General features: G+C 57.7%; 19 protein-coding genes. 5 read left to right on the top strand and 14 right to left on the bottom strand.

Annotation, left to right across the window (positions count from 1 at the left end; genetic code table 11):
* Positions 1-483: 483 nt before the first annotated feature.
* On the top strand, positions 484-3237 hold the full coding sequence (locus tag EDF81_RS10555; RefSeq protein WP_123348098.1) for a cation-transporting P-type ATPase: 2754 nt from the start codon (positions 484-486) through the stop codon (positions 3235-3237).
* 15 nt (positions 3238-3252) lie between these two features.
* Here EDF81_RS10555 and EDF81_RS10550 read toward each other — a convergent pair whose 3' ends face one another.
* From EDF81_RS10550 to EDF81_RS10510, 9 genes are all read right to left on the bottom strand, one after another.
* Positions 3253-4371 (bottom strand): YbdK family carboxylate-amine ligase, encoded by a 1119-nt coding sequence (locus EDF81_RS10550; protein ID WP_123348097.1) that lies wholly within the window; start codon positions 4369-4371, stop codon positions 3253-3255.
* A gap of 78 nt (positions 4372-4449) precedes the next feature.
* Positions 4450-5235, bottom strand: coding sequence for an SDR family oxidoreductase (locus tag EDF81_RS10545; RefSeq protein WP_123348096.1), 786 nt, complete (start codon positions 5233-5235; stop codon positions 4450-4452).
* Between the two features lie 41 nt (positions 5236-5276).
* Positions 5277-6074, bottom strand: coding sequence for an SDR family oxidoreductase (locus EDF81_RS10540; protein WP_123348095.1), 798 nt, complete (start codon positions 6072-6074; stop codon positions 5277-5279).
* A 57-nt stretch (positions 6075-6131) separates the two neighbouring features.
* Complete coding sequence (locus EDF81_RS10535; RefSeq protein ID WP_123348094.1) at positions 6132-7199, bottom strand: ABC transporter permease; 1068 nt, start codon at positions 7197-7199, stop codon at positions 6132-6134.
* A 17-nt stretch (positions 7200-7216) separates the two neighbouring features.
* Positions 7217-8755, bottom strand: coding sequence for a sugar ABC transporter ATP-binding protein (locus EDF81_RS10530; protein WP_123348093.1), 1539 nt, complete (start codon positions 8753-8755; stop codon positions 7217-7219).
* Complete coding sequence (locus tag EDF81_RS10525) at positions 8752-9375, bottom strand: DUF2291 family protein (RefSeq protein WP_123348092.1); 624 nt, start codon at positions 9373-9375, stop codon at positions 8752-8754. Before EDF81_RS10525 ends, EDF81_RS10530 begins: the two co-directional genes overlap by 4 nt.
* A 43-nt stretch (positions 9376-9418) precedes the next feature.
* The gene (locus EDF81_RS10520; protein ID WP_123348091.1) at positions 9419-10354 is read right to left on the bottom strand and encodes a D-ribose ABC transporter substrate-binding protein; all 936 of its coding nucleotides are present in this window, start codon (positions 10352-10354) and stop codon (positions 9419-9421) included.
* A gap of 37 nt (positions 10355-10391) precedes the next feature.
* Entirely contained in the window at positions 10392-11933 is a 1542-nt protein-coding gene (locus EDF81_RS10515; RefSeq protein WP_123348090.1) for an FGGY family carbohydrate kinase, read from the bottom strand.
* 293 nt (positions 11934-12226) lie between these two features.
* Entirely contained in the window at positions 12227-13177 is a 951-nt protein-coding gene (locus tag EDF81_RS10510) for a sugar-binding transcriptional regulator (RefSeq protein WP_123348089.1), read from the bottom strand.
* A 306-nt stretch (positions 13178-13483) separates the two neighbouring features.
* Between EDF81_RS10510 and EDF81_RS10505 the strand changes: the two genes are divergently transcribed.
* Together EDF81_RS10505 and EDF81_RS10500 are read left to right on the top strand one after the other, a co-directional pair.
* Positions 13484-14314: a transketolase gene (locus EDF81_RS10505; protein WP_123348088.1), complete on the top strand. Its 831-nt coding sequence runs from the start codon at positions 13484-13486 to the stop codon at positions 14312-14314.
* Positions 14307-15242 (top strand): transketolase family protein, encoded by a 936-nt coding sequence (locus EDF81_RS10500; protein ID WP_123348087.1) that lies wholly within the window; start codon positions 14307-14309, stop codon positions 15240-15242. Before EDF81_RS10505 ends, EDF81_RS10500 begins: the two co-directional genes overlap by 8 nt.
* Positions 15243-15285: 43 nt before the next feature.
* Here EDF81_RS10500 and betA read toward each other — a convergent pair whose 3' ends face one another.
* Genes betA through betI form a run of 3 tightly spaced genes read right to left on the bottom strand, consistent with a single transcriptional unit; the run spans position 15286 to position 19052 of the window.
* The gene (betA, locus tag EDF81_RS10495) at positions 15286-16959 is read right to left on the bottom strand and encodes a choline dehydrogenase (protein WP_123348086.1); all 1674 of its coding nucleotides are present in this window, start codon (positions 16957-16959) and stop codon (positions 15286-15288) included.
* Positions 16960-16972: 13 nt separating this feature from the next.
* The gene (betB, locus tag EDF81_RS10490) at positions 16973-18445 is read right to left on the bottom strand and encodes a betaine-aldehyde dehydrogenase (RefSeq protein WP_123348085.1); all 1473 of its coding nucleotides are present in this window, start codon (positions 18443-18445) and stop codon (positions 16973-16975) included.
* A 13-nt stretch (positions 18446-18458) separates the two neighbouring features.
* Positions 18459-19052: a transcriptional regulator BetI gene (gene betI, locus EDF81_RS10485; protein ID WP_123348084.1), complete on the bottom strand. Its 594-nt coding sequence runs from the start codon at positions 19050-19052 to the stop codon at positions 18459-18461.
* A gap of 283 nt (positions 19053-19335) precedes the next feature.
* Here betI and EDF81_RS10480 point away from each other — a divergent pair, with 283 nt between their 5' ends.
* The gene (locus tag EDF81_RS10480) at positions 19336-21369 is read left to right on the top strand and encodes a choline transporter (RefSeq protein WP_123348083.1); all 2034 of its coding nucleotides are present in this window, start codon (positions 19336-19338) and stop codon (positions 21367-21369) included.
* 2 nt (positions 21370-21371) lie between these two features.
* Here EDF81_RS10480 and entD read toward each other — a convergent pair whose 3' ends face one another.
* Entirely contained in the window at positions 21372-22016 is a 645-nt protein-coding gene (gene entD, locus EDF81_RS10475; protein ID WP_123348082.1) for an enterobactin synthase subunit EntD, read from the bottom strand.
* 45 nt (positions 22017-22061) lie between these two features.
* A complete protein-coding gene (locus EDF81_RS10470) occupies positions 22062-24332 on the bottom strand; it encodes a TonB-dependent siderophore receptor (RefSeq protein WP_123348081.1) in 2271 nt (756 codons plus the stop codon).
* A gap of 257 nt (positions 24333-24589) precedes the next feature.
* Between EDF81_RS10470 and fes the strand changes: the two genes are divergently transcribed.
* Positions 24590-25813: an enterochelin esterase gene (fes, locus tag EDF81_RS10465; protein WP_123348080.1), complete on the top strand. Its 1224-nt coding sequence runs from the start codon at positions 24590-24592 to the stop codon at positions 25811-25813.
* Positions 25814-25816: the final 3 nt, after the last annotated feature.

Raw genomic sequence — 25816 nt, 5'->3', positions numbered from 1 at the left:
CCATTGTCCGGGAATTTCCCGGATAACGCAATATGGGACATTGACGATATAACAGTAACCCTTCCCTGGTATATTAAAAGACAGAATTCGGCCTGCTAATTAATATTGAATAAATACATTTATTAAATAATTAAATAGCTGATGTAAAGCTGTCTGTTTTTTTATCCCATAAAACTGACAAAAGTATAAGTACTGTACCCGACCAGGGTGGCGATCAGGATTGCAAGCAGGATGTACAGCGCCAGTCGGCGTCCGCGATAGATTCCAGACATATATTTCCTCGTTTAGTTGAGGTTTAAAAATAGTGGGTATGATTAACGCATTAAATGTTTTATGACGTCAGTGTTGATGATGTTACTGCTAATTTAGTTGCGTTTGATCAATTTTCGTAGCGACAAAATAAACGGCATCTAAATATAGATGTTATAGGCCGGAAACGAATTCTGGCTTTCACCCCACGGACTTGTAAAAGGAAATCCCACCTTGACCAAAAGAAATATAACTTCGGCTGGCGAAGCGCATTCCGGCCATGCGTATCAGCAGACTGTGGCTCAGGTGTTGGCGCAAACCCAGAGCCAGCCGGATGGCCTGACCCCGGCACAAGCCGCAGAGCGTCTGACGCAGTATGGCCCTAACGCGCTGCCGGAAAAAAAAGGCAAGCCGGGCTGGCTGCGCTTTCTCTCCCACTTTAACGATGTACTGATCTACGTCCTGCTGGCCGCGGCGGCGCTCAAGGCGGTCATGGGCCACTGGGTGGATACTTTTGTGATCCTCGGTGTGACTGTGATCAACGCCATGATTGGCTTTATTCAGGAAAACAGCGCGGAGAAATCGCTGAAGAGCATCCGCAATATGCTCTCCAGCGACGCCCGCGTGGTGCGCAATGGCCGCCATGAAACGGTGCCAACGCACCAGCTGGTGCCGGGCGATATTGTGGTACTACGCGCGGGGGACCGCATTCCGGCCGACCTGCGCATTATCGAAGCACATAACCTGCGGGTCGAAGAAGCGATTCTGACCGGCGAATCCACGGTGGTCGACAAGCACAGCTGCCAGCTGGTGGGGGAGCTGCCTCTCGGTGACCGGACCAATTTACTTTACTCCGGGACCACCGTCAGCGCGGGTGGCGGTATGGGCGTGGTGATTGCCACCGGTCAGGAGACCGAGCTGGGCCATATCAACCAGATGATGGCCGGTATCGAAAAACACCGCACGCCGCTGCTGGTGCAGATGGATAAACTGGGCAAAGCGATTTTCTATATTATCCTCGCCATGATGGGCGCGCTGTTCGCCTTTAGCCTGGCGTTCCGCGATATGCCCATCGGTGAACTGATGGTATCGCTGATAAGCCTGGCCGTGGCGGCCGTACCTGAAGGTCTGCCGGCAATTATCTCCATTATTCTGTCGCTGGGCGTCCAGGCGATGTCCCGCAAGCGCGCCATTATCCGCAAGCTGCCTTCCGTTGAAACCCTGGGGGCGATGACGGTGGTCTGCTCGGATAAAACCGGTACCCTGACGATGAACGAAATGACGGTGAAAGCGATTATCACCGCCGACTGCCGCTATCGCGTCGACGGTGACAGCTATGAGCCGCAGGGACATCTCTATCTTGAAGGCAGCGACGAGCCGGTCCAGGTTCAGTCGGGCACGCTGCTGGAAAGTTATCTGCGCACTATCGATCTCTGTAACGACAGCCAGCTTATTCAGGATGAGCGCGGCCTGTGGGGGATCAGCGGCGGGCCAACCGAAGGGGCGCTGAAGGTCCTGGCGGCAAAGGCCGGACTGGCATCGGTGAGCACGTCGCTGGTCAGCAAAATCCCGTTTGATTCTCAGTATAAATATATGGCGACGCATCATCAGATTGGCGACGCGCAGCAGGTGCTGGTGACCGGTGCCCCGGACGTTATTTTTGCACTCTGTCAGCAGCAGCAAACGAAGCAGGGGATTGCGCCTTTTGATCGAAATTACTGGGAAGCTGAGATGGAGCGCTATGCGCGGCAGGGTCTGCGTATGGTGGCTGCGGCCAGTAAACCCGCCGAGGCCGATGCGGGTCCGCTGACCCACGAATGTCTGCGTAACGGTCTGATCTTCCTCGGCATCGCCGGGATGATGGATCCGCCGCGCCCTGAAGCCATTGAGGCTATTCACGCCTGCCAGACCGCCGGTATTCGCGTAAAAATGATCACCGGGGATCACCCGCAAACGGCCATGAGTATTGGACAGATGCTGGGGATCGGCAACAGCGAGCAGGCGGTTACCGGCTATGAGCTGGAGAAAATGAGCGACGGCGAACTGGCAAAAGCCGCGCTGGAATTCGATATCTTCGCCCGTACCAGCCCGGAACATAAGCTGCGTCTGGTCAAAGCGCTGCAGGATAACGGTGAAGTGGTCGGAATGACCGGCGACGGCGTTAACGATGCCCCGGCCCTGCGTCAGGCGGATGTCGGTATCGCGATGGGCATCAAAGGGACGGAAGTCACCAAAGAGGCTGCCGATATGGTCCTCACCGATGATAACTTTGCGACCATTGCCAGCTCGGTTAAAGAGGGGCGTCGGGTTTACGACAACCTGAAAAAAACCATCCTGTTTATTATGCCGACCAACCTGGCGCAGGGGCTGCTGATTATTATCGCGCTGCTGATGGGCAACCTTATTCCGCTGACGCCGGTATTGATCCTGTGGATGAATATGGCGACGTCCGTGACGCTCTCCTTTGGTCTGGCCTTCGAAGCGGCAGAGCGCAATGCCATGCATCGTCCGCCACGGCAGGCCGGCCGCCATGTGATGGACGCATTTGCTATCTGGCGCGTCGCCTTTGTCGGGACCATGATTGCCGTCAGCGCCTTTATGCTTGAAGCCTGGCTGCAGCCTCGCGGCTATTCTCCGGAGTTTATTCGCACCGTGCTGTTGCAGATGCTGGTGACCGCGCAGTGGGTGTATATGATCAACTGCCGCAGCAGCGACAGCTTCTCGTTAAACGCGGGCCTGCTGAAGAACAAAGGTATCTGGCTGGTGAGCGGCGTACTGCTTCTGCTGCAGCTGGCGATTGTCTACCTGCCGTTTATGCAGTCCATGTTTGGCACCGCCGCGCTGCCGCTGAAGTTCTGGCTGCTGACTCTGGGCGTTGCCGGTGCGATGTTCATTATCGTTGAAATTGAGAAGCGGCTGACGCGCCGGTTCCGCCAGTGCCATTCCGGCGCATCTATTGGCGGAGCGGTTCGGGAAGGTGCGAGATAAGGTGACACGGGGCGGCTAATCGGCCGCCCAGATTTCGCAGTGCCGCTGTACCAGGCCGATCAGCGAGCCGCCGTCGCTGACAAAATCGCGCATTCTTTTTGCCTCGCTGTCGGCGGTGTTGACCAGCCGGGCAATATCGTCCAGGGCGCTGGCGGCGTGAAAGGTGTCGGAGAACGCGTCGAGTTTCTCCAGCAAATGAGTAAGATCTTCTCCGATAGTGCGCTGGTTGCCGGTATGCACATCCGTTAGCATCCCCTGTAATCCAAAGCGGCACGCCTGATAACGGTTAAATTTATACAGCAGATAATCTTCAGGCTGATGTTTAAACGGTCGGGTTGCCAGAATCCAGTGGGCGAGGGTCTGAATAAACCCCGCCATGCTGATGGCCCGCCCGATCGTGAGCGGGGTATCCATCACTCTCACTTCCACGGTACCGAAATGCGGACTGGGGCGAATGTCCCAGTGCAGATCCTTGATGCTGTCGATCATGCTGGTATAGCTCAGCTGGCGGAACAGCCTGCGAAACTCATCCCAGTTTGCAACCCACGGCATCGGGCCGTTGTCGGGAAAGGCGGAAAACAGGTTTAGCCTGGCGCAGTCAAAGCTGCTGTCACTTCCCTGTAGCCAGGGCGAGGCGGCGTTGAGCGCGATAAAGTGCGGTACAAAGCGTGACAGGCCGTGGAGCAGATAGATCGCCTCGTCGCCGCTGGCACAGCCGACGTGCACATGCTGACCAAACACCGTCGACTGGCGCACCAGGTAGCCAAACATATCCAGAGTGTGCTGGTAGCGTTCGCTGGCGCAGACTTCCTGACGCTGCCACTGCTGAAACGGATGGGTTCCGCCGCCACAGATACCGACGTGCCGTTCAGCCGCCACGCGCAGAATTGAATGCTGCATCGCGCTGAGCTGGGCATGGGCCTGATGAATATCGCGGCAGACGCCGGTCGCGACCTCCAGCATACTTTCGGTAATGTCGTGTTTAACCTCGCCGCTTTTTATCTCACCCGCAAGACGCGCAATCAGCGCCGAAGAGTCCTGACTCAGATCGTATCCCGGTGGGTTTACCACCTGCAGCTCCAGCTCAATACCGAGGGTAAAAGGATCTGAAACGTGGAAGTCGGGTAGAGGCATGGTTCTGCTCGCGTCGGGGGTTTTGCTTTAGTATAGGTGGGAAAGGCCGCACCGACGTGCGGCCTGTTTGCGCAGCGATTACCAGCAGATAAAGCCGCCGTCTACCACCAGGTCAACGCCGGTGCAGAACGAGGCCGCGTCACTGGCAAGGAACAGCGCCGGACCGGCCATCTCTTCGACCTTTGCCATGCGCTGCATCGGGGTCTGGCTTTCAAACTCGCGGGTCTGATGTACCATCTCCGGGCGGGTGTTCATCGGCGTGGCGGTATAGCCAGGGCTGATGCTGTTGACGCGGATATGCTTATCGACCCACTCCATCGCCAGACTTTTGCTCAGATGGATCACGCCGGCTTTGGAACTGTTGTAATGCGCCTGCTCCAGCCCCCGGTTCACGATAATCCCGGACATGGAGGCGATATTGATAATCGACCCGCCGCCGCATTCGGCCATCAGCTCCGCTTCGGCCTTACAGGAATTCCATACTCCGGTCAGGTTGATATCAATCACCCGCTGCCACTGCTCGGCTTCCATCTCCAGCGCCGGGTTGGCGTTGGCAATACCCGCGGCATTCACCGCAATATCGAGGCGACCATACTGGCTTTTCGCCTGAGCAACCGCGTCACGAAGATGACTAAGCTGGCGGACATCGCCGGTAAACAGGCTGGCTTCACCGCCGATATCGGTAATATGCTTAACGGTGTCGCGCAGTCCGCCGTCTTCACGCACGTCGAAACACACCACCTTCGCCCCGGCGCTGGCCAGCGCGCAGGCAATGGTCTGGCCGATACCGCTACCCGCGCCCGTAACAAAGGCGACCCGCTGACTGAGGCTAAAGAGTTCCTGTGAGAAGTTTTTGGCAATCATTTATTGCGTTCCTTAATGGCGTTGCAGATGAGCAGGGTCCGTCAGGACATGATCAGGCCGCCGTCAACGTTAATGGTCTGGCCGGTGATATAGCGGGCGTCGTCAGAGGCCAGGAAGGCGACCAGCCCGGCGACGTCTTCCGGTTTTCCGGCGCGTTTTAAGGGAATGCCTTCTACCCATTCGGCCATCAGCTCACCTTTGCCGTAGCGTTTTTCGTCGGTGCTGAGAATTTCCCCCCAGACGCGATCGTTGTAGTCCCACATTTCGCTTTCGATAATGCCCGGACAGAAGGCGTTTACCGTGATATTCCAGGGTGCCAGCTCCTGAGACAGGCTCTGAGTGATGCCGATAACACCCATTTTGCTGGCGGCATAGTGCGGGGTGTAGATAAAGCCCTGGCGGCCCTGGCCGGAAGAGGTGTTAATCAGGCAGCCCTGGTTCTGCTTGACCATATATTTCGCCGCTTCACGACAGCAGAGCCAGACGCCGGTGGTATTTACGGCCAGCACCTTGTCAAAATCGGCCTTCGGCATCTTGTCGAAGTAGTCGATGGTGATCACGCCAGCGTTCTGGATCGAGACGTCGATAGTGCCAAAGCGTGCGGCGGCCTGGGCATAGAGATCCTGCACCTGGGCTTCATCGGTGACATCCACCTCAAGGGAGAGGATATCGGCATGGTAACGCTGACGCAGGCTCTCCGCCGTGTCATGGACCCGTGCAGCGTTGGACACCATCACCAGGCGTGCGCCATCGCGGGCAAAGCGCTCGGCGATCCCGGCCCCAATTCCGCGACAGGCTCCGGTGATCACCACGGTTTTTTGCTCAAAGTTTCGTTGCATGAACGTGCTCCTTCCTTTAAAGAGTCCGGGCGCGCCCGCGCCCGGTAAAATAGCGTGTTAACCCGGCGTCGCTTCCGAAGAGGGCGCTGCCGCCATTTTTTCGTCGTGGCGGCGCAGCAGGATGACCTTGTTTTGCAGGCGCTGCTGGAACTGGTCGACGATGACGGCGGTGACGATCACCACGCCCTTAATCACCATCTGCCAGAAGTCGCTGACGCCCATCATCACCATGCCGTCGGCAAGGAAAACGATGACGAAGGCCCCGATAATCGACCCGGAAACCCGCCCGCGACCGCCCGCCAGCGCTGTGCCGCCGAGCACCGTTGCGCCAATGGCGTCCATTTCGAACATATTGCCGGTCATCGGGTGGGCGGTTTGCAGCTGCGAGGCCACGACCAGTCCGACCAGCGCGGCACAGAGCCCGGAAAAGGCATAGACGAAGATTTTGGTTTTAATAATGGGCACACCGGCCAGACGGGCGGCGGATTCATTGCCGCCGATGGCGTAGATATAGCGGCCCAGCGGCGTTTTGGTGGTCAGCCAGAAGCCCAGCACCAGGAAGCCGATCATCAGCCAGATAGGGATATAGACGCCCAGCAGGGTGCCGGAACCCAGGGTGGCAAAACCGGTATTGCCCAGCGCTTCGATACCGTTGAGATTGGCGTAGGTGCTGCCGTCGTTAAACAGCAGGGCTGAACCGCGAGCGACGTACATCATGCCGAGGGTACAAATAAACGGCGCGACGCCAAAGCGAGTCACCACCGCCCCGTTGATAAACCCGGCGAAGATACCGAACAGTGCGACCAGGGCAATCACTTCCGGGACGTTAAAGAAAATGATGCTGCCGTTCCACAGCGGCAGGCCGTTGGTCAGCAACGCACCGGCGACCATACCGCAGATCCCGGCGACCGCGCCGACGGAGAGATCGATCCCACCGGTGAGGATCACCAGGGTCATGCCAATCGCCAGCAGGCCGGTGATCGCCACGTGCTGGGTCATGATCAGCAGGTTCGACGGCGTCAGGAAGTTCGGTACCATCACGCTGAAGAAGCCGATCACCAGCAGCAGGGCGATAAAGGTTCGGGCTTTCAGCAGGTACATGTAAATCATATATTTCTGGTTCATGATGGTTTCCAGCCTGGTTAATCTTGTGGAGTGGACGCGGCAATCAGTTTTTCCCGGGTGGCCGCGTGCCGGGGCAGGTCGGCGGCGATACGTCCGTCGGCCATCACCAGAATTCTGTCCGCCAGCGCCATCACCTCGTCCAGCTCCGAGGAGGAGAACATGACCGCCAGCCCCTGCTGGGCCATACGGCCAATCAGGTGATAGACATCGGTTTTTGCGCCGACGTCGATGCCGCGGGTTGGCTCATCCAGCAAGACGACCTGCGGCTGCGTCATCAGGGCTTTGCCCAGTACGACCTTCTGTTGGTTGCCGCCGCTCAGGGAGGTGACCGGCAGCTCCGGGTCGCTGACTTTAATCGCCAGCTGGGCAATCATGTCGTTAACGTTATCCCGCTCTTTGTGCGGATTCAGCCAGCGCCATGCGCGGCGAAAGCCCTTCAGGCTGTGGTCGGAAAGGGTCATATTGGACTGGATAGACATTATCTGAACGACGCCTTCGCCCTGACGATCTTCCGGCACCAGCGCCAGCCCCTTCTTCAGCCGGGTGTGAAACTGGGCTTTGTCGATACGCTCATCGTTAAGGTGGATCTCGCCCTGCTGACAGCTCATCAGGCCGATGAGCCCTTTGAACAGTTCCGTGCGCCCGGCGCCTAGCAGGCCGTAAATGCCGATCACTTCGCCTTTATTGAGGCTGAAGCTGACGTCGTTCAGACGATAGCCGCCGCTCTGGTGCAGGGCGGTAAGGCCGTTAACCTTCAGGACCGGCGCACCCTGCGGGGCGGGCTGGTAGTCGAAGTGCTTTTTCTTATCCCCGACCATCTGTTCTATGATCCAGGGCACGCTGGCGTCACACACATCGCGTTCGGCGATAAAGCGTCCGTCGCGGAAGATAGTGATGTGATCGCCGATCTCCATCAGCTCTTCCAGCCGGTGGGAGATATAGATAATGGTTACGCCGCGGCGCTTAAGCTGCTCGATAACGTTGAACAGAACCTTCACTTCCGACTGGCTGAGCGCCGAGGTTGGTTCGTCCATAATCAGTACCCGGGTGTCTTTCGACAGGGCGCGGGCAATCTCAACCAGCTGCTGGTGGCCGATCCCCAGCTCACCCAGTGGGCTGAGCGGGTCAACATCCAGCTCCAGCCGTTCAAGTAACGATTTTGCCAGCTGATACTGGTATGCCTCGTTAATCCGCCCGCGCTGGAAATACTCGTTGGCGATAAAAATGTTGTCCATCACGTTCATATTGGGAAACAGGTTCAGCTCCTGGAAAATAATGCTGATACCCTGTTTTTCCGCCTGGTGGGTGGAGCCGAGCGTAACGGGCTGGCCGTCGAGGAAAATCTGCCCGGAGGAGGGCGTTTCTACTCCGGCGAGCATTTTCATCATCGTCGACTTACCGGCTCCGTTCTCGCCAATCAGGACGTTGACCTTGTTGCGATAAACCCGGTAGTTGACGTCGTCGAGCGCCACCACGCCGGGATAGACGCGCGAGACATTGCGCGTCTCGATAATCACGTCCGACAGCGCTTCAGGGGCTGAATTATCGGGTTTCATTGGGCAGCCTCCCGCGCTACGATCTGCACCGGTGTTATCTCCGGCACCGTTTGCGGCGTATCCCAGGCGGAGAAGACGCCGTAGATCAGGCGGCTTTCACCCTCTTTCAGCTGCGCGGCCTGGATGGCGTTAACGGCCTGGTCGTTAATGGCGCGGCCATATTCACCGAACAGCACCTGGTCATTGAAGTCCTGGTAGCTGGCACCCTTAAAGCCGTCGCGCAGCAGCGTGCCGCGTAGGGTCGGGCCAATCTGGACCACCACGTTCTCACCGCTGTCTTCACGCAGGGTCATTTTGCCGCTGCGGGATTTGGTATCCAGGCGGCTGACGGTGCCCTGAACGCTGACGTAAAAGATGCACGGATTTTCGTCGGATGAACGATAGCCCAGGGTTTTACAGGCGCTGTAAAAGTCAGGCGCGGCGCGCAGGGACGTCATCAGCTCCGGCAGGGGGCGTGCATCGCGCACGACCTGAGGCACCAGCGTGTTTTTCCAGGTTTGCGCGACCGACGCCATATGCGGGTTAGGCGGTGACTTCAGGTCGGCAAGTTCCTGCTGAGAGACAATGCGGCAGCCGCCCAGCCCCAGAATGGCCGCCAGCAGCCAGATTTTTCTGGACATAACCTTCTCCTCTGCGCCCCCGAAGGGGCGCGACTGCGTTAACTCAGGACTTGATATTGAAATCCTGTACTTTGTCGGCGTTTTCCTGCGTCATCAGGATGCCGCGGAACATCACGCGCTGTTTCGCGGGTTTTGTGCCTTTTTGCAGGTAGTTATCGAGGTCGGTTACGCCCTGGGCTGCAATCCCCTGGGCCTGCAGCATGACCGTGGCTTTCAGCGTTCCGGCTTTAACGGCGTCGCGTTCGTCATTGCTGCCGTCAATGCCGACCACCACCACATCATCACGTCCCGCAGCTTTCAGGGCGGCAATCGCGCCCAGTGCCACCGGGCCGTTACCGCAGATCACGCCCTTAACGTCCGGGTGCGCCTGCAGGATGCTGTCCATAATGCGTTTGCCGTCGATCAGGGTGCCTTTCGCATCCTGGCGGGCGACGCTGACCATATCCGGATACTGGTCGAGCACCTGGTGGAAGGATTTGGAGCGGGTAACGCAGTTGTTATCCGCCAGGTTACAGGTCAGCTCGGCGTATTTGCCTTTCTCCGCCATTTTTTCGACGAATACGTTGGCGACTTCAGAGCCGGCCTGGAAGTTGTTGTGGGTGATCTGGACCAGAGCGACGTCATCAACCGGAATCTCACGGTTAATCAGCACCACCGGAATACCGGCATCTTTGGCTTTTTTAATGGCCGCGACGCTTGCCGTTGAGTCGGCGTTATCCAGCACAATGCCCTGGATCTTCTGGCCGATGGCGGTATCGATAAGCTCACTCTGCTTTTTCACGTCTTCGCCGTGGGAAAGCACCGTGGTTTTATAGCCCAGCTGCTGCGCTTTCTGGCTGGCCCCTTTTGCTTCTGACGCGTAGTAAGGGTTATCCAGTGAGTTGACCATAATCAGGATGGTGCCTTTTTCTGCGGCGTTAGCGGCGAAGGAGAAGGCGCCAAGGACGGCGACGGTTAACAGGTTTAAAGGTAATTTCATATCGATGTTCTCTCTGTATTGTTTTTGTCGGGTAGGGTTATGCCTGCGGTTTTACGCTTTCCCTGCGCGCATCCGTTGCCTTCCATCGAGTACGTTCAACCGCGTTTTTCCACTGGTGCCAGCGCTTTTGTAATCGTCCGTGGCGCGCCATATCTGGCTGGAACGCGCCGTGGGCGGAAAGGAATTGCTGCATTTCGTCGGGTGACATTGCGCTGACCGCTTTGCGGGCCAGCAGGGCTGCGCCAATGGCGGAAAGTTCCGGCACGTCGCTGCGCATCACCGGGCAGCCGAGCAGATCGGCCTGATACTGCATCAGCCAGTCGTTGCCGGTCGGGCCGCCGTCAACCATCAGCGCGCTCAGGGTGAAATCCGCATGCTGGCGCATGGCGACCACCACATCGGCAATCTGATAGGTAATAGATTCCAGCGCGGCACGGATCAGATGTGCGCGTTTGACGCCACGGCTCAGGCCGCAGATCACCCCGCGGGCGCTCTCATCCCACCAGGGCGCGCCAAGCCCGGTCAATGCCGGAACAAAATAGACGCCCAGCGTCGATTCAACCGAGGCGGGCAGGGTGTTGAGCGCGTGCAGGCGTTCAGCGTCGCTCAGTTCATTCAGCCCCGTGCAGTCGGCCATCCACGCCACGGCATCGCCCGTATGAGGGATATTGCCCTCCAGCCCGTAGACGATCTGTTCCCCGTCGTGCCAGGCGATGGTAGTCGCCAGCGCGTCAATATCGCACTGGGCGGAGCTGACCGGCGCCATGACCGAGGAGCCGGTGCCGTAGGTGGCTTTGACGCAGCCCGGTTTACCCATCGCATGGGCGAAAAGGGCCGCATGGGAGTCGCCGACCATCGACATCACCGGGATGCCGTCGGGAATATTCTTCAGCCCACGGGTGACGCCAAACAGGCCGCTGGAGGGTTTGATTTCCGGCAGCGCGGCGCGTGGGATCTGGAAGATGTTCAGCATCTCATCATCCCAGTCGCCGCTGTGCAGGCTAAGCAGCTGGGTACGGGCGGCGTTGGAGTAGTCACAGCAGAAGGCGTCGCCGCCGGTCAGGTTCCACAGCAGCCAGCTGTCGATGGTGCCAAGACAGATCTCGCCCTGGGCTGCCAGCGCCAGGCCATTGGGTACGGATTCCAGCAGCCAGCGCATTTTCGAGCCGGAAAAGAGCGGGGCGACGGGCAGGCCGGTGGTGGATTTGATCTGCTGCTCAAGGCGATCGCGGCGCAGACCTTCGCAGAACTCTGCGCTACGGGAACACTGCCAGGTGATGGCGCTGGCAAGCGGTTTGCCGTTGCTGCGATACCAGCCAATCGCGGTTTCCCGCTGGTTGCTGATGGCGAGAGCCGCGACGTTCTCGGTCCCCACTTCAGCGATGGCGCGGGACAGCACATCCAGAGAAGCCTCGACCAGCATCTCGCCGGACTGTTCAACCCAACCCTCACGCGGCGTTTCAATAGTGAGCGGCCGGGAGAATTTGGCGATAACCTTTCCCTGGCCATCCAGCGCAACGGCTTTGGCGTTGGTTGTCCCTTCATCGAGGGCGATAATAATCTCTTTGTGTGCCCGCATAACCTTGTCTCCAGATGTTCGCTGATACGCACTTCATCCACGCGGTTTTTATTGGTTGTGAATATATATTCGGTATTGATTATTTATTTAATACCTTAGCCAGATAATTTGCGATGAGCCACAGGCAAAATCGGCAATTGTGCTAAGAATCACAATATCGGTTAACAAATGGGCAACGAGAGACAGGAGAATTGAAAAATAAGGCGGAGGGGTAATGGTATGAAATTAAAGGAAATACTAACGTATTTACCTCCGGGGAACTGGCGTTCTCCCGAAGGCAAATAATCCTGAGATCAGGCTTTCATCAGGCCACGGGCGGTGTGGTAATCGGTGATAAGCACATCGATATAGCCGCCGCTCATCGCGCCTTTGATCGCGGCAACTTTTTCAACGCCACCGGCAAGAGCGACCACATTCGGGCATTTTTTGACTTTGCTCAGCTCCATACCAATCACCGGATCTTCGTCGTTTTGCAGTACCCCATCGCCCTGCTTATCGAAGTAGTGCAGGCAGATATCGCCGACGGCACCGCGGGTGGCGAGCGTTTGCAGCATCTCTTCGTGATAATAGTTGCCGGAGGTTTTCAGCAGCTGGGAAGGTTCCAGAATGCCAACGCCGACGATAGCAATATCCACATCGTCAAAGCGGGCGGTGACCTCGGCCACGTCTTTGCTGGCAATCAGTCGGTTTTTCTCTTCCATCGAGCCTTCGATGCTCTGCGACGGCAGCAGCCAGGCCTGACAGTTAAGCTGCTGGGCCAGGGTTTGCGTCAGGATCGTGGCCTGGACATTGCCATTCGGGCCGACGCCGCCGAGCAGCTGGATCACGCCGCTGGCCTTCAGGTTCTGGGCGTGGACCTCATCGACCATGGCGCGAATAGTTGAACTCCAGGAGGAGACACCCACCAGGTCTTTAGGCCGCAGGCGCGTTTCCAGATAGTGAGCGGCAGCGGAGCCTATGGCGCGCTTGATGGCCTGATCGCTGGCATCCTCTTCGGCATCGACGATGATGGCCTGGCGAATGCCGTAGCGCTCTTCGATCCCTTTTTCGAGATTGTGGAAGATGTTAGACGGCTGCACGACGCTGATTTTAACGACCCCTTCTTTCTGACAGCGGCTGATAGCGCGTGAGACGAAAGACTGCGAGAGGGAGAGCAATTCGGCAATATCGGACTGCTTGCGACCTTCCAGATAATAAAGATTAGCAATTTTAACCAGAAGGCGTTGTTCATCCTGCTTAGCCATACAATTCCTCAATAAAAATCAACAGTGTGAAGCCACAGGCTCGTTCCTATGATACGCGACAAATGCGGGCCTCTGAGTGTGATACAACACAAAAAATTATCAATTCGCGCAATCCACTATAGACAAACCCGGAAAGAGAATACCATAATTGAATAAAGAATCGATAATGAATATATATTCAATGCGATTGAACATACCCTGTTGCTATTGATGGCGGTGGGATGGATAAAAAGGCGGCTTCCCGGGCTTTTTTTTGTGACTAACGGAATAAATATTCGAGTGTGAAATAAAATTCAGAGGTGTTAGATGAATCCCTACAACGACGATGTTAAAACGCTGGAACAAAAAGCACGGGCGGTGCGGCGACATATTATTCGGCTCAATGCCAATAGTCCCGCAGGCGGCCATACCGGGGCCGATCTCTCTCAGGTCGAACTGCTGACCGCGCTCTATTTTCGCATCCTCAACGTGGCACCCGACCGGCTCGATGACGACGAGCGGGATATTTATATCCAGTCAAAAGGCCATGCGGTGGGCTGCTACTACTGCGTGTTGGCGGAAGCCGGGTTTATCCCCGTTGACTGGCTGAGTACCTATCAGCACCCCAACTCCCATCTGCCGGGCCATCCCGTGAAGCAGAAAACGCCGGGTATTGAGCTGAATACCGGTGCACTGGGCCACGGTTTCCCGGTCGCGGTTGGACTGGCGCTGGCCGCGAAGAAAAACAACAGCCGCCGCCGTATCTTCCTGGTAACCGGCGACGGTGAGCTGGCCGAAGGCAGTAACTGGGAAGCCGCGCTGGCCGCTGCCCATTACGGTCTCGATAACCTGGTGATTATCAACGACAAGAATAATCTCCAGCTGGCGGGCGCCACCCGCGACATTATGAATACCGATCCGCTGGCGGAAAAATGGCTCGCCTTCGGGATGGCGGTGACCGAGTGCGACGGCAACGATATGGCGTCGGTGGTTTCAGCCATTGAAGGGCTGACCGCCAACGGCAAGCCTAATGTGATTATCGCGCACACCACCAAAGGCGCGGGCGTCTCCTTTATTCAGGGTCGTCCCGAATGGCACCACCGGGTGCCGAAAGGTGAAGAAATTGAACTGGCGCTGGAGGAACTGAAAGATGAGTAATGCAGAACACTTAGCCACGGTGATGGTGGACGCGTTTATTGACGCCGTCGATCGGGGTATCGATCTGGTCCCGGTGGTGGCGGACTCGACCTCCACGGCCAAAATTTCGCCCTTTATTAAACGTTTCCCCGACCGGCTGGTGAATGTCGGTATTGCTGAGCAGAGTCTGGTTGGGATGGCCGCCGGGCTGGCGCTGGGCGGTAAGGTGGCGGTAACCTGTAATGCCGCACCCTTCCTGATCTCCCGCGCCAACGAGCAGATTAAGGTCGATATCTGCTACAACAACACCAACGTGAAACTCTTCGGGCTGAACGCCGGTGGCAGCTACGGACCGCTGGCCAGCACTCACCATTCGATTGATGATATTTCGGTGATGCGCGGTTTCGGCAATATCCAGATTTTTGCCCCGTCTTCGCCGCGGGAGTGCCGCCAGATTATCGATTATGCTCTGGCGTATGAAGGCCCGGTCTATATCCGCATGGACGGCAAAGCCCTGCCGGAACTCTATGACGAGCACTATCGCTTTGTGCCCGGCGCGGTAAACCTGCTGCGCGAAGACGGCGACGTGGCGCTGGTCGCGATGGGATCGACGGTTCATGAAGCGGTGGATGCGGCTACGCTGCTGGCGGATGCGGGCGTGCAGGCGAAGGTGATTAGCGTCCCGTCTATTCGCCCGTGCGATACGGCGGCGCTGGCACAGGCGCTGGCGGGCTGCAAAGCGGTGATTACCGTCGAGGAGCATAACGTGAACGGCGGGCTGGGCAGTCTGGTGGCGGAAGTGCTGGCCGAGCAGGCGATGGGCATTCGGCTCAAGCGTCTGGGGATCCCCGACGGGGAGTATGCGGCGGCAGCGGATCGCGGCTTCCTGCGTCGCTACCACGGTTTTGATGCTCAGGGTATTGCGGAAACGGCGCTGGCGCTTCGCTAGCTGCGAATAAAAGAAAAGCCTGCGCAATGCAGGCTTTATCTGGTTAACGCAGCGGCGTTTTCCGCGCCGGTGCGTCTCCGGCCACATAGTACGGCGCGTCGCTTCTCGGCAGCACCTTACCGCGAATGGCGTCGGCGATTTTTTCCCCGATCATAATCGTGGTGGCGTTCAGGTTGCCGGTCACAATCTGCGGCATAATCGAGGCGTCCACCACTCTTAATCCCCGCATCCCGTGAACCCGTCCTTCGTTATCCACCACGGCCATCTCGTCATAGCCCATTTTGCAGGTGCCACACGGGTGGAAGGCGGTTTCGGCGTGGTCGCGGACAAAGGCATCCAGCTGTTCATCCGTCTGGCATTCGATACCGGGACTGATCTCCCGACCGCGATAAGCATCCAGCGCGGGCTGGTTGATAATCTCCCGGGTGATACGGATAGCGTCACGGAACTCATTCCAGTCCTGCTCGCTGGACATGTAATTAAACAGAATTGCGGGCGCATCGTGCGGGTTGCGCGACGTCAGCTGCACGTGCCCACGGCTCGGGGAGCGCATGGAGCCAACGTGACACTGGAAGCCGTGCTCTTTTACCGCGTTGGAGCCGTTGTAGTTAATCGCCACCGGGAGGAAGTGATACTGAATATTCGGCCAGGCAAACTCACTGCGGCTGCGGATAAAGCCGCCGGCTTCAAAGTGATTGCTGGCGCCGACGCCGGTGCCGTTAAACAGCCACTCCGCGCCAATTTTCGGCTGGTTGTGCATCTGCAGGGCAGGGTAGAGCGAGACCGGCTGGGTGCATTCATACTGCAGATACATCTCCAGATGGTCCTGCAGGTTTTCCCCGACGCCTGGCAGGTCGTGTACCAGCGGCACGCCGACCTGTTCCAGAAGTGCGGCACTGCCGACACCGGAACGCTGCAGGATCTGCGGTGACGCAATCGCGCCCGCGCACAGCAGGACCTCTTTGCGTGCCGTGGCCCGCGACGGTATTGTACTGTCGCCTTCCAGCCACTCTACGCCAACGGCGCGCTTCTCTTCGAAGAGAATATGGTCGGTCATGGCGTGGGTAATAATCGTCAGGTTCGGACGCGGTTTTGCCTGGTCAAGATAGCCACGAGCGGTGCTGGCGCGGCGGCCTTTCGGCGTGACGGTACGGTCCATCGGACCAAAACCTTCCTGCTGATAGCCGTTAAGATCGTCCGTGCGCGGATATCCGGCCTGCACCCCGGCTTCCACCATGGCGTGGAACAGCGGGTTGTTGTCTTTCTTCGGCGTGGTCACGCTGACCGGACCGTCGGCACCGTGATAATCATTGGCGCCGATATCGCGGGTTTCCGCCTTGCGGTAGTAAGGCAGACAGTCGGCGTAGGTCCAGTTTTCCAGACCCTGAGCTGCGGCCCAGTTGTCGAGATCCATCGCGTTACCGCGAATGTAGCACATGCCGTTAATCAGGGATGAACCACCCAGACCTTTGCCGCGGCCGCACTCCATACGACGGTTATTCATATGCGGTTCCGGCTCGGTTTCATAGGCCCAATTATAGCGCTTACCCTGCAGCGGGAACGCCAGCGCTGCGGGCATCTGGGTACGAAAATCGAGTCGGTAATCCGGGCCGCCCGCTTCCAGCAGAAGCACGGTAGTATCAGGATCTTCCGTCAGTCGGGTTGCCAGTACGTTACCGGCGGAGCCGGCTCCGATAATAATGTAGTCAAATTGCAAAAAAACCTCCCGGTTAAAATATGGACTGGAATTTACCCATCTCAACCTGGATGGACTTCACCTGGGTATAACTCTGAAGCGTCATTACCCCGTTTTCGCGGCCAATACCGGAATGTTTGTAGCCGCCCACCGGCATCTCTGCCGGGGATTCGCCCCAGGTGTTGATCCAGCAGATACCCGCTTCGAGCTGATGAATGGCGCTGTGCGCACGGTTCAGATCGGCGGTGACAACGCCTGCTGCAAGGCCGTAATCCGTGTCGTTGGCGCGGCGAATCGCTTCTTCATCGCTTTCATAGGTGAGGATGGACATCACCGGCCCGAAAATCTCTTCCCGCACGATGGTCATCTTGTCCGTGCAGTCGGTGAACACGGTCGGGGCAACCCAGGCGCCGTTATCAAAGCCTTCGCCTTTCAGCACGTCGCCGCCGCAAAGCAGCGTTGCACCTTCTTCTTTACCTTTGGCGATATAGCGCAGCACGTTGTCGCGATGGGGGAAGCTGACAAGCGGGCCAAAGTTGGTGTTTTCATCGAACAGATCGCCCGCACGAATGCGGCCCACGCGCTCAACGATTTTCTGCTCAAATTCGTTCTTAAATTTCGCGGGTACAAAAACCCTGGTGCCGTTGGTGCAGACCTGACCGGAGCTGAAAAAGTTGGCCATCATGGCGATATCGGCGGCGAGATCCAGGTCCGCATCGTCGAAAATCACCAGCGGCGATTTGCCGCCCAGCTCCATCGTCACCTCTTTCAGGGACGAGGCCGCCGAATTCGCCATCACTTTTTTGCCGCTGGCGACGCCGCCGGTAAAGGAGACTTTGGCGATACCCGGATGCTCGGTCAGGAACTGGCCCGTTTCGGCACCGAGTCCTGGCAGCACGTTAAACACGCCGTCCGGCAGGCCAGCTTCGGTGTAGATCTCCGCAAGCTTGAGGGCGGTAAGCGGCGTCACTTCGCTTGGCTTGAAGATCATCGCGTTGCCTGCTGCCAGCGCCGGAGCCGATTTCCACAGGGCAATCTGAATCGGGTAGTTCCATGCGCCAATGCCTGCTACTACGCCCAGCGGTTCGCGGCGGGTATAGACGAATGAGGTGTCGCGCAGCGGGATCTGACTGCCTTCCAGCGCGGGGATAAGCCCGGCGTAATACTCCAGCACGTCCGCGCCGGTCACAATATCGACGCTGGCGGTTTCGGAATACGCTTTGCCGGTGTCGAGGGTTTCCAGCTTAGCCAGCTCATCATTGCGTTCGCGCAGGATCTCCACGGCGCGGCGCAGAATGCGGGAGCGCTCCATCGCGCTCATGGCGGCCCAGATTTTTTGTCCGCGTTGGGCACTCTGTACGGCGCGGTCGACATCCTCGCGGCCAGCGGCCTGGACGCTTGCCAGGACTTCGCCGTTTGCCGGGTTAATGGTATCGAAGGTGTTGCCGCTGGTGGCGGCGGTGTAGCGACCGTCGATATAAAGCTGTTGCTCGGCCATTCGGGACATAATTTCTCCTCGCTTAGTCGGTGTCGGTCAGCAAATGCTGACGAATAAAATGATGGGTCAGAGCCTCTGCGCGGTTGCGATCCAGCGGTTTGCCGCTCAGGGCGGCGCGCAGCCACAGACCGTCGATCAGCGCCGCCAGGCCGTAGCCTGCTTCCTGTGCCTGTTCGCGAGGGAGCTCGCGGCTGAACTCGCTGACCAGGTTGGACAGCAGGCGTTTGCTGCTGACCTGCTGCAGGCGAAACAGCATCGGCTGATGCATGCTGCTGGCCCAGAACGCCAGCCAGGCGTTCATCGCCGCGCCGCCAATCTGGCTATCGTCAAAGTTGCCCGCCACGATAGCGCGCAGTCGCTCTTCTGCGCTGGCGTCGGGCAGGGCGTGCAGGCGACTGAGCACCGCATGACGAAGCTGGCCGGTGATATCGCGCATCGTCGCTTCCAGCAGGCCATTTTTATCCCTGAAGTAGTGACTGATGATCCCGGTGGAGACACCCGCCCGACGGGCAATTTGCGCGATAGTCGCATCGTGCATTCCCACCTCATTAATGGCGGCAAGCGTGGCATCAATTAACTGACGCCGACGTATCGGCTGCATCCCCACTTTTGGCATCGCTACAGGCTCTTTTCATCACTTTCGTTAATCTATTAAAGCGTTTTTTGATTGGACGTTCAATATAAAATGTGTATTAATTGTTACGGATTTAAGCTTATGTAAGGATGTGTATGGTTAAGGGGTGTAAATAAAAATGAATTGAATCAATATATTATTTCTAAAGTCATTTTTAACAGTAGGGTTTTATTTCAATTTTGTTAAAAATGGATTTCTCGTTTTTCTACTTAAAATCATTAGCTGCTCATCTGAGTAGTCACCGTTACTTAGTCTGAGGTAATCGATGACGAATCTGACGAATACCAGAGAAAAGGACAAAATCAATCCGGTGGTTTTCTACACCTCGGCAGGACTGATTTTGTTGTTTTCCCTGTGCACCATTTTCTTCCGTGACTTTTCTGCGCTGTGGATTGGCCGCACGCTGAACTGGGTCTCTTCCACTTTTGGCTGGTACTACCTGCTGGCCGCCACGCTCTATATTGTGTTTGTGGTCTGTATCGCCTGTTCCCGCTTTGGCTCGGTCAAGCTGGGTCCGGAGCAGTCAAAGCCCGAGTTCAGCCTGTTGAGCTGGGCGGCGATGCTGTTTGCCGCCGGGATCGGTATCGACCTGATGTTCTTCTCCGTTGCCGAACCGGTCACTCAGTATATGCAGCCGCCGGAAGGCGCGGGTCAAACCATCGAAGCAGCGCGCCAGGCGATGGTCTGGACGATGTTCCACTACGGTCTGACCGGCTGGGCCATGTACGCCCTGATGGGCATGGCGCTGGGCTACTTCAGCTATCGTTATAATCTGCCGCTCACCATTCGCTCGGCGCTGTACCCGATCTTTGGCAAAAAGATTAACGGGCCTATCGGCCACAGCGTGGATATTGCTGCGGTGATCGGCACTATCTTCGGGATCGCCACAACCCTCGGGATCGGCGTGGTGCAGCTTAACTACGGCCTGAGCGTGCTGTTTGATATCCCGGACTCGATGGCGGCCAAAGCGGCGCTGATTGCGCTGTCGGTGATTATCGCCACGATTTCGGTGACATCCGGCGTCGATAAAGGCATCCGTATTCTCTCCGAGCTGAATGTGGTGCTGGCCCTGGGCCTGATCCTGTTCGTCCTCTTTATGGGCGATACCTCGTTCCTGCTCAACGCGCTGGTGCTCAACGTTGGCGACTATGTGAATCGCTTTATGGGGATGACCCTTAACAGCTTCGCTTTCGATCGTCCGGTGGAGTGGATGAACAGCTGGACCCTGTTCTTCTGGGCCTGGTGGGTGGCCTGGTCACCGTTTGTTGGCCTGTTCCTGGCGCGCATTTCCCGTGGGCGTACCATCCGCCAGTTTGTGCTCGGCACGCTGATTATTCCGTTTACCTTTACGCTGCTGTGGCTGTCGGTCTTCGGGAACAGTGCCCTGTACGAGATCATTCACGGCGATGCGGGTTTTGCCGAGGAGGCGATGGCTCACCCTGAACGTGGGTTCTACAGTCTGCTGGCGCAGTATCCGGCGTTTACCTTTAGCGCGTCGGTGGCGACCATTACCGGTCTGCTGTTCTACGTCACCTCCGCCGACTCCGGCGCGCTGGTGCTGGGGAACTTCACCTCGAAGCTGAAGGATATCAACAGCGATGCGCCGAACTGGCTGCGTATCTTCTGGTCGGTGGTGATTGGCCTGTTGACCCTCGGGATGCTGATGACCAACGGGATTTCGGCGCTGCAAAATACCACGGTGATCATGGGCCTGCCGTTTAGCTTTGTGATCTTCTTTGTGATGGCCGGGCTCTATAAATCCCTGAAGATTGAGGATTACCGCCGCGCCAGCGCCAGCCGCCATACGGCTCCACGACCTATGGGCGTGCAGGACCGACTGAGCTGGAAGAAACGTCTCTCGCGTTTGATGAACTATCCTGGCACCCGCTACACCCGCCAGATGATGGAGACGGTCTGTTTCCCGGCCATGGAAGAGGTAGCTCAGGAGCTGAAGCTGCGCGGTGCACAGGTGGAGTTACATAGCCTGCCGCCGGAAGAAGAGGAAAATCTGGGCCATCTGGAACTGCTGGTCAACCTGGGCGATGAGCATAATTTCGTTTATCAGGTCTGGCCGCGACAGTACACCATTCCTGGCTTTACCGGACGGGCACGCAGCGGTAAGTCTCACTATTACCGGCTGGAAACCTTCCTGCTGGAGGGCAGTCTGGGTAACGATCTGATGGATTACAGTAAAGAACAGGTGATCACCGATATCCTCGACCAGTACGAGCGGCACCTGAACTTTATCCATCTGCACCGGGAAGCGCCGGGGAATAGCGTGACGTTCCCGGGGATGTGATATCAGCTGGCGAGGGTAATCACCTGCTGGTGGTCCTGAACCCAGGCAACCGACAGGGAGGTTCCCGCCAGCTGCGGGGAGAAGTCGGCCAGACAGGTCAGGGTTATCTGCCGGGCATCAATGGCGATGACCCTGACGCTGGTAAATCCGGGCAGCGCTTTAGCTAACGGCGAGAAGGCTTTATACAGGCTCTCTTTTGCCGAAAATGCGACCGTCAGCGCCAGGGGGAAAGGCAGTCCGCTCTCCTCCAGGCGCTGACGCTCTTCTGGCGTCACCATCTCTGCCGCCAGTTCTTCGGCCAATTCTGGCGTGAATACCGTTTCCAGATCGATGCCTACCGGCTGCCGGGCGACCAGCGCCAGCGCCGTGGTCCCGCAGTGGGTGATACTGCCGTGCAGTTCTGCAGGCCAGAGCGGCTCTCTGTTTTCACCGATGCCGGGCACGTTTTTTTCACCGAACGCCGTTAACGCATGCACCGCCGCGATACGCCCGGCCAGATGTTCCGCCCGGCGCTTGCGTCCTGCGGTGGCAAGGCTGGTATGGTGCGGTAGCCACAGCAGGTCCGTTTGCAAAAAGGTCGTGGGATCAAAATCGATGCGATGTAGGGTAAATCCGGAGAAGACGAGGGTGTGATGCCGGGTATGCATGGGGAACTCCCGGCCCCTCTTCGTGAGAAGAGGGGCGGATGGGGATTAGAAGTGCGTGTTCACACTCATATACCAGGTACGACCCGGCTCGTTAAAGGTTGCTGCGCCTGCGCCATACATCCAGCCGTTATCACCACCGGTGCTCTGGGCATTACCCCGACGCCACTGACGCTTGTCGAAGACGTTATCCACGCCGCCGGTCAGACTGACATTTTTAGTGGCATCCCAGGTCGCGCTCAGACCAACAATGCTGTACGGGCTGACTTCGTTAGCCGCAGAGCCGGTGACCGGCTTCGCCTGGTAATCGTATTTCTTCGGCTGCTGTTTGCCGTACCAGGTAAAGGTGGACTGAACGGAGAGATCGTCCTGTACCTGCCAGCTCAGGGTTGAGTTGAGCGTATACTGCGGAATAATCGACAGGCGATCGCCGGTAGATTTATTTTTACTCTGCAGCATCCAGGTAAAGTTGTTGCTCCAGGTGACCGTTTCGGCAACCGGAATATTCAGCGTCCCTTCCAGGCCTTCAACCACCGCTTTCGGCACGTTGGTCCACTGATAGATATCGGTGGTCACGGTGCCTAAGGTGGTTTCCGCCAGCGGCGTCATACCGGCTTCAATCTTATTGCGGTAGTCGTTGCGGAACCAGGTGATACCGGCCAGCCAGTCGTCGTGTTTAAACTCAAGGCCGACTTCTTTGTTGACGCTGGTTTCGGCTTTCAGGTTGTCGTTGCCCATCATATAACAGCCGACTTGTTTGTTGTTGCTGTCAAGGCGGGCACGGTAGCAGCCCTGGCCCTTACTGTAGAGAATATAGTCGGTGTTGGTCTGGTACAGGCTCGGGGCTTTATAGGCGCGGGCAATCCCCATTTTCAGGGTAAAGTCGTCGCTCAGGCCCTGAGTCAGGTTCAGAGACGGGCTCCAGTTACTGCCTGTTTTGCTGTGATTATCAAAACGCAGGGCCGGGGTCAGCATAGTGCTGTCGGTCAGCTCCATATTGTTTTCAGCAAACAGAGAGAAGATCTCTGCTTGTGAATAAGGGCTGCGGCCTGTGCTGCTGCGGCCCGGGATATTACCGCCCTGGAGAGCCTGGGTGTTCGAGGCCATATCCTTCATGAGCTGCTGGTTCCACTCAGTACCGAGGGTCAGGTTCTGATTAACACCCAGTTCGAAAGGCAGGCTCACTTCACTGTGCAGGGTAACATCACCCAGGTCGATATCATTAAAGGTATTGCTGGAGAACAACCCTTCTAAACCGCCTGCCAGACCTTCGGCAAGACGGGTGTTGCGGGTATGTTCGTACTGGCCCCAGGTATTAGTTGTGACGCCATTATCCCAGCCACCCGTCCAGGTCAGGTTATAGGTCTGGCGGTAGAGACGGTTGGTCTCTTTACCATAATTTGAGCGGACAAGATTTTTGCCACTTCCCTGGCTGTCGTTGTTGGTATTCTGGGTATCGCCCGCGTAGAGGTTGCCCTGACGGCTGTAGCCGGATTCAAACTCCAGCGCCTGCATCGGCGCAAAATCCCAGCGCAGCATGCCGTTAATGTCTTTATTTACAGAACCTTCACGACCGGCTGGCATCGTGTTCTGGTAGATACCGGTACGTTCAGAACGATGGCTCTGGTTAATATCCCAGGCGTCGGCCTGCGTTTTCGCCATATTGCCGTAAAGGCGGAAGCTGAAATCTCCGCCCAGCGGACCGGTCAGGCTAAAGTTGGTGCGGCGGGTGGAACCTTCGTCTTTATGTTCCGGGGCGTTCATGTACGCATCCCAGGAGCCGTGCCATTCGCCGGTGGCTTTCTTGGTGATGATATTGACCACGCCACCGGCCGCGCCGTTGCCGTAGCGCGCCGCCGCCGGGCCGCGCAGGACTTCAATACGTTCGATCATTTCCGGCGGAACCCAGGCGGTATCGCCGCGGGTATCACGCTCGCCGCGCCAGCCCAGACGAACAGAGTTGCGGCTGGTGACCGGCTTGCCGTCGATCAGGATCAGGGTATTTTCCGGGCCCATACCGCGAATATCGATCTGGCGGTTGTTGCCACGCTGGCCGCTGGTGGAGTTACCGGTCAGGTTAACGCCCGGCATGGTGCGGATAATCTCGGAGACGTCGCGAGCCGCCGGGTTCTTACGAATTTCATCGGCGGTGATGGTCGATACGCCCGGCGCCTGCAGGTTTTGCTGCGCGGCGGTGATCACCATCGTATCTTCATGAGCGGTTGCCGCGTCGGTGGTTTCCTCTGCGTGCAGAGGCAGTGCCACACCGTAAATTCCCAGATTGACCAGCAAGGCCAGGGAGTGAATCTTCTTATTCATTGTACGTCCTGCTTTTCGTCGCGACCTGGCCCGGTATCCTTGCCTAATGGGCGAGCTGGCTGCATGGTAATGACCGGTGACTACGGGCGTGGCCCGTCCGTAAGGCTGGCGTGCAGTCTCCGGCATGATTTATCTTCAGGAATCGCGCTTCCCACAGCGCGCCAATACGCTATTGCAAATGAAAATAATTATCAATAATATTATCTTTATTTCTATGACGTAACACAAAAATTAGCTGGAAACATGGAGTTATATCGGTGGTGTCGTTAGCAGCAGGAAGTGATGACTGGTGGCGGGCGAAAAATGGCCCTGAATGGACGCCGGAAGGCGACCAGTACCGCGTGACCTTCTGGTGGCGTGACCCGTCAGGAACCGAAGCCACATCGTCGATCCGGCGGGTGTGGATCTATATTACCGGCGTGACCGACCACCATCAGAACGCCATGCCGCAATCTCTGGCTCGCCTGCCGGGCACCGATATCTGGCAGTGGCAGACGCAGCTGGCACCGACCTGGCGCGGCAGCTACTGCCTGATCCCCTCTGAACGTGACGATGATTTCCCCGCTGCGGCCTTTGCCGACGCGGGCCCGGACCGCCAGGCCCTGCGCGAAGGGTGGCGAAAACTGCTGCCCCGCGCCGTAGCCGATCCGCTAAACCGTCAGAGCTGGAAGGGCGGACGCGGTCATGCCGTCTCCGCGCTTGAAATGCCGCTGGCCCCGGTTCAGCCCGGCTGGGAGGCCCAGGATGTGCCCTTTACGCCGGCGCGCTGTATTGAGTGGCAAAGTCAGCGGCTGGGAAACCTTCGCCGCGTCTGGATCTTTACCACCGGCGACGCGCAGCCCGAAGAACGCCCGCTGGCGCTGCTGCTTGACGGGCAATTCTGGGCGGAAAGCATGCCGGTCTGGCCCGCCCTCGCCAGCCTGACTCGCGAAGGCAGGCTGCCTCCTGCGGTCTATCTGTTGATTGACGTTATCGACACGGTCCATCGCAGCGAAGAACTCCCCTGCAACCCCGATTTCTGGCTCGCCGTTCAGGATGAGCTGCTGCCGATGATTCACGCGCAGACGCCCTTTAGCCCTCTTCCCGAACGGACCCTCGTGGCCGGGCAGAGCTTTGGCGGACTGGCGGCGATGTACGCCGGTCTGCACTGGCCCGAACGCTTTGGCTGCGTGCTGAGCCAGTCCGGATCCTACTGGTGGCCAAACCGTGGCAACCACCAGCAGGGCGAGATCCCGCGCCAGCTGGCCAGCGGCGAGCTACAGCCACCGCCGCTGCGCATTGTGCTGGAAGCGGGTGCCAGAGAACCGATTATTTTCCGCGCCAACCAGACACTCTTTTCCCTGTTGCAGCCGTCGCAGCGGTCGCTTATCTGGCGTGAAGTCGATGGCGGACACGATGCGCTGTGCTGGCGCGGCGGGCTGACTGCGGGGTTGATTAGCCTTTGGCAGCCGTTTCTTGCGCCTGATAACAGCCGAGATTAAACA

This window comes from Enterobacter sp. BIGb0383 (assembly GCF_003751845.1).
Lineage (GTDB): Bacteria > Pseudomonadota > Gammaproteobacteria > Enterobacterales > Enterobacteriaceae > BIGb0383.
This window is presented reverse-complemented; position numbering and strand designations above follow the sequence as displayed.